Here is a 3,458-nt window from a genome sequence, read left to right as displayed (position 1 = left end):
TACTCAATCAACGCTTAATTTTTCTAGTTTTAATATTAACAATACTACTAATTCCCTAGCTTTAAACGTTTATGTCAGAATAGCGACAAGCAAATATCGATACAAAAACCCGGAAGAAGTGCCAGAGCAACCTATTGCTATAGTTTTTGGGGCCGGAGTATGGGACGATGGTACTCCCACGCCAATGTTAGCTGACCGAGTACAAGGAGCTGTTAACTTGTACAAAACTGGTAGTGTTAAAAAAATTTTGATGACTGGTGACAATGGTACTCCTGATTATAATGAAGTGAAAGCAATGCAAGAATATGCAATTTCCCGTGGTATACCTGTTGATGATATTACTTTAGATTATGCTGGTTTTAGCACTTATGAAAGTTGTTATCGTGCTAAAGAAATATTTGGCATTACCCAAGCAGTTTTAGTAACTCAAAGTTATCATTTGCCTCGTGCGGTTTATACCTGTCGTCAACTGGGAGTAGATGCTACAGGTTTAGGTACACCAGATTGGGGAAAGTTTAGAAATGATTCTATGAGACGTTATTCTCTCCGCGAACTTTTGGCAGTCTTAAAAGCATTGTTAGAGGTTCATATTACTCGCCCTCGCCCTACTTTTTTAGGACCTTTTGAGGGAATTAGTAGTAGGTAGTAGGTTGTAGGTTATACCAAGCGCGATCAATGTTTGCTACATTTTCGCATTGGGGGAACTTACCCCTAACCCCTCCCAGGAGGGGAATGTGGGGAGAGGGGGAAGAAATTAAAAAATATATATCTTCCTTTGTTCCCTCCTGAGGACTGAGGACTGACTTCTTAGTAATTAAGGTGTTGCACAGTGACGAATGATTTGATATTTTTGATTGAATTGGATTGTGGATTAATCAATTGCTAGAATGATTAATATTAGGTTTTTCTTAGTCAAAATCTAAAGCAATTTTTGGCAAAATCATTCCATAATGTGCAACCCCGTAATTAAAATTAATATCATACACGTGCTTCAGCAACGCCAATTTTTGTAGGAGAAAAAAAATGGTTCTTTATCTTGATTCCGCAATAGTAACAGAAGCTAGAGTTGCCAGTAAATTTGGTTGGATATCTGGTGTGACAACTAACCCTACTTTGTTAGTAAAAAGCGATTTGTCTCCAGAAGCTACATTAAAGGAACTTTCAGAAATTGTTTCTGGAGAATTATATTACCAACTTACTGCTACTAATTTTGATGACATGATGGCAGAAGCGAAAGCTGCATCGAAATTAATTGGTCATCAAATAGTTCTGAAAATTCCGGCAACTGCCACTGGTTTTCAAGCACTATCTCATCTGTCTGGAGAAATTAATTGTTCTGTGACAGGAATATATCATCCTGCTCAAGCAGTAGTAGCTGTAGAGGCGGGTGCTAAATACGCGCTCGCCTATGTTAACCGGGCAACAAGATTATTGGGAGATGGTTTAAAGTTGGTACGGGAAATGGCTGAGGTAGTGCAGGGTAGCGGTACAGAAATTTTAGCAGCAAGTATAAAATCTCCTGATGAGGCTGTGGCCACTTTACTGGCAGGTGCTAATCATCTGACATTACCATTTTCTGTTTTACAAGCAATGACTACTCAGGAGTTATCAGAGCAAACTTTTAAAGAGTTTAATGAAAAAGGGCGAGGAATTATGTATTAATTGGCGATTATAAAATATCTGTAGGAGATAGTTTATATTGAGGATAAATATTGAATTTTCAAGGTTTCTTAAAAGCTTGCTCCTGCGGCTAGAGATAATAACTATTTATACTAATGTAATTGTGTTAATCATTAAATTCTGTGTCAGCCAAAGATATATTTCATCAATCAGTTTGTATCGCTATTGAAAAAGATGGCTGGAAGATTACTAACGATCCGCTTTATCTGAAAGTAAATGATGTAGAATTTTACATAGATTTAGGTGCAGAAAGATTAATTGCAGCCGAAAAAGCCGATCAAAAAATTACCATAGAAATTAAGTCTTTCTTAGGTACATCAGCAGTTACAGAATTTCATCTCGCTTTAGGGCAAATTCTCAATTATAGGTTAGCTTTAAAACTGGAAGAACCAGAAAGAATTCTCTACTGGGCAATTCCTCAAGATACTTATGAAGATTTCTTTTCTCGTCAATTTATTCAAGATTCTTTGGCGGAATATAAAATTAAACTCTTAATTTTTGATTCTATCAAACAGGAGGTCGTGTTATGGAAAGAATAGATTACTCTCAACTTATCCAAAAAATTCTCACCGAACATTCAGTTAATAATGGAAAAAATAACACAGAAATTCAACTTCTATTTGACACAAAACGCCATCATTACCAAGTCTTAAATATAGGCTGGAAAGAACAAAAAAGAATCTATGGTGTGATTATTCATGTTGACTTAAGAGATAATAAAATATGGATTCAAAGAGATGGAACAGAAATCGGAATTGCCAATCAATTAATAACTGCTGGAGTTCCTAAAAAAGATATTGTCTTGGGGTTTTATGCCCCATATAAACGTAGTTTAACTGAATTTGCTGTTAGTTAGTAATGATTACTATATAGACAATAAAAGTTGCAGTAGCCTGGTTTGAACACCAGACTATATTATACCAAATCCTGTGATCAAAAGGTAATCCTCTTTACCCCTGTTGCCTGTTGCCTGTTGCCTGTTGTCTGTTGCTTTACCCTTGTGATAAAATTCCTATCTAAAACTGCCAAAAATTTGGCTCAAAAGACGACCATTTTAACTGGTTTTGTGTTTCCTCTTCATCAGTAGTTGCCCCATCAGTGACAAACATTACATAAATGGGTTTATCTGCAGCAAAAGGAGAATTTCTACTATCGCCATTTCCCTCCGGAAAATAGAAATTTCTAATCATTTTCATGGCTTTGCCATAATAAGTTCCTGTTTCTAGAAGATATTCTTCTTCTATGTTTGGAATAAAATCTTGGAAGTTACCTAAAGTCATTTCTCCTACCCGATGAGAATGTTGTCCAAACAGAAAAATTTCTATAGAACCGTTATCATCGAACCTACGCTCTAGAGCTAATATTTTTTCTGCTAAAGTTTGAATTTTACCAGATGAATAAATGTAGGACATGGAGCCAGAAATACCTAGACAAAGTGCAACTTTAGCCTAATGATTTGTCAGATTTGCCTTGAGGATTGAAATGTCTGCTTTTTTAGCAAGATCGATTAATCTAGGAGCATCTCTTTCAATTTTTTCGAGAGATATGGGCATAATTTTTTACCTGATTAAATTTGATTAAATAAAAAAATATTCTTCATTGATTGCCAAATTCCTAAATTATTCTAAGTAGAGCAAGCTAAAAAAAAGACGTTGCATTTTTAATCAAAAAAACCCTAAAGGCAATCAATATAAACTTTTGAGCTAATTTACAATTTGATACATAGCGCCCAAAATTTACCATGTTCTACTTAATAATATTAGCTGATTTAAGAGGCA

At 35.3% G+C, this 3,458-nt stretch carries 3 protein-coding genes and 2 pseudogenes; 4 read left to right on the top strand and 1 reads right to left on the bottom strand.

Going from position 1 to position 3,458, the window contains the following annotated elements; all coding sequences use genetic code 11:
• Positions 1–17: 17 nt before the first annotated feature.
• From F6K13_RS24320 to F6K13_RS24305, 4 genes and pseudogenes are all read left to right on the top strand, one after another.
• Positions 18–646, top strand: a pseudogene (locus tag F6K13_RS24320) (vancomycin high temperature exclusion protein).
• Between the two features lie 377 nt (positions 647–1,023).
• A complete protein-coding gene (locus tag F6K13_RS24315; protein ID WP_124146898.1) occupies positions 1,024–1,662 on the top strand; it encodes a transaldolase family protein in 639 nt (212 codons plus the stop codon).
• 140 nt (positions 1,663–1,802) lie between these two features.
• Positions 1,803–2,219 (top strand): XisH family protein, encoded by a 417-nt coding sequence (locus F6K13_RS24310; RefSeq protein WP_124146897.1) that lies wholly within the window; start codon positions 1,803–1,805, stop codon positions 2,217–2,219.
• Positions 2,207–2,536, top strand: a complete 330-nt coding sequence (locus F6K13_RS24305) for a XisI protein (protein ID WP_124146896.1) — start codon at positions 2,207–2,209, stop codon at positions 2,534–2,536. Before F6K13_RS24310 ends, F6K13_RS24305 begins: the two co-directional genes overlap by 13 nt.
• A 160-nt stretch (positions 2,537–2,696) precedes the next feature.
• Here F6K13_RS24305 and F6K13_RS24300 read toward each other — a convergent pair.
• A pseudogene (locus F6K13_RS24300) lies at positions 2,697–3,116 on the bottom strand (VWA domain-containing protein); the annotation flags it as partial.
• Positions 3,117–3,458: the final 342 nt, after the last annotated feature.

The sequence above is a fragment of the Okeania sp. SIO2B9 genome (assembly GCF_010672505.1).
In the GTDB taxonomy this organism is placed as follows: Bacteria; Cyanobacteriota; Cyanobacteriia; order Cyanobacteriales; family Microcoleaceae; genus Okeania; species Okeania hirsuta.
This window is presented reverse-complemented; position numbering and strand designations above follow the sequence as displayed.